This window comes from Streptomyces sp. NPDC000983, from assembly GCF_040299205.1.
Classification (GTDB): Bacteria; Actinomycetota; Actinomycetes; order Streptomycetales; family Streptomycetaceae; genus Streptomyces.
Map to the genome: position 1 here is coordinate 1 of NZ_JBEPBM010000122.1, position 1,469 is coordinate 1,469.

Genomic DNA, 1,469 nt, shown 5'->3' on the forward strand with positions numbered 1-1,469 from the left:
GGGGGGGTGCCCCTATGGGTTTCGTCAAGCTGATGGGGCGGGTTGGGGTTGGTAGAAGGTGCCGTCGCGGAGCATGGCGAAGAGGACGTCTGCTCGGCGGCGGGCGAGGCAGAGGATGGCCTGGGTGTGGTGCTTGCCTTGCTTGATCTTCTTGTCGTAGTAGGTGCGGGAGGCCGGGTCGGCGAGGGCGGCGAAGGCGGAGAGGAAGAACGCTCTCTTGAGCTGTTTGTTGCCGCGTCGGGAGGGTTGTTCGCCGCGGATGGAGGAGCCGGAGCTGCGGGTGGCGGGTGCGAGGCCGGCGTAGGAGGCGAGGTGGGCGGCGGAGGGGAAGCTGCTGCCGTCGCCGACGTCGATGAGGATGCGGGCTCCGGTCCTGACGCCGATCCCCGGCATGGACGTCAGGACCTTCGAAAGAGGGTGGTTGGCCAGCAGTTCCTCGATCCTGGTGGCGAGGATTTTGCGCTGGTCGAGCACTGCCTGGAGGGAGGCGGCGAGGCTGGGGACGATCAGTGCGGCGGCATCGGTGCCGGGAACGATCACGGTCTGTTCGTCCAGGGCGGTGAAGATCTCCTCGACCAGGCGCTCGGCCATTCTGGGGGCCTTCGGGCGTATGAGAGTGACCAGGCGTCGGCGTCCGGCCTTGCGGATCTGGGCGGGGGAACCGAAGCGTTCCAGCAGCGTCAGGACGGCCGGATGCTGGATGCGCGGGCCGACGACTCGCTCCAGGTGCGGGTGGATCTGGGTCAGCAGCCCACGGAGGCGGTTGGCGACCCGGGTGACCTCACCTGCGAGGTCGTCGTCGAAGCCGACGATCATCTCCAGCTCGGCGACCGTCTCGTCGGTGAGCTCGATGGACCGCAGTGTGTGCGGCATGGCCCGGGCCGCGTCCGCGATGATGAACGCGTCGCGGGCATCGGTCTTGGCCTCGCCCGGGTAGAGATCGGCGATCCGCCGCATCGTCAGTCCGGGCAGGTAGGCGACCTTGCAGCCCGCGTCCCGGGCCACGGTCAGCGGCAGGGCCCCAATGGATGCGGGCTGGTCGACGACGACCAGTACGGTGCCGTGCTTCGCGATCAGCTTGGTGAAGACCTCGCGGAGCTTGGGCTCGCTGTTGGGCAGCCGCTTGTCGAAGGCCTTCTTCCCGGCCGGGGTCAGCGCGGTGGCGTGGTGTTCGCCCTTGCCGACATCCAGGCCCAGGAAGGCGCCGATGTCACTGGTGTCGATCACAAGCACTCTCCGGTCGTACGGTCCCGGCCTCACCTGCGGCACCAGCTGCCGGCATCCACATTACGAAGAACCTCCCTGCCTCCCGAAGGAGTCGGTGGTCATGCCCCTCATCAGCGGTCTACCAGTGCCTCCGGGAGCGGTGACACCACCCCCCAGATCATGCGAACTACAGGGGGGAGCAGTCATGCCGTCCCGGAGGCCGGGAACCCCATTGCGGGGCTGATCAAGAAGGTAATGGGGGG

Annotated in this window: 1 protein-coding gene; it reads right to left on the bottom strand. The window is 67.8% G+C overall.

The features are described 5' to 3' along the window. Positions 1 to 24: 24 nt before the first annotated feature. Positions 25 to 1,227 (bottom strand): IS110 family RNA-guided transposase, encoded by a 1,203-nt coding sequence (locus tag ABT296_RS38620; protein ID WP_351934835.1) that lies wholly within the window; start codon positions 1,225 to 1,227, stop codon positions 25 to 27. Positions 1,228 to 1,469 lie beyond the last annotated feature (242 nt).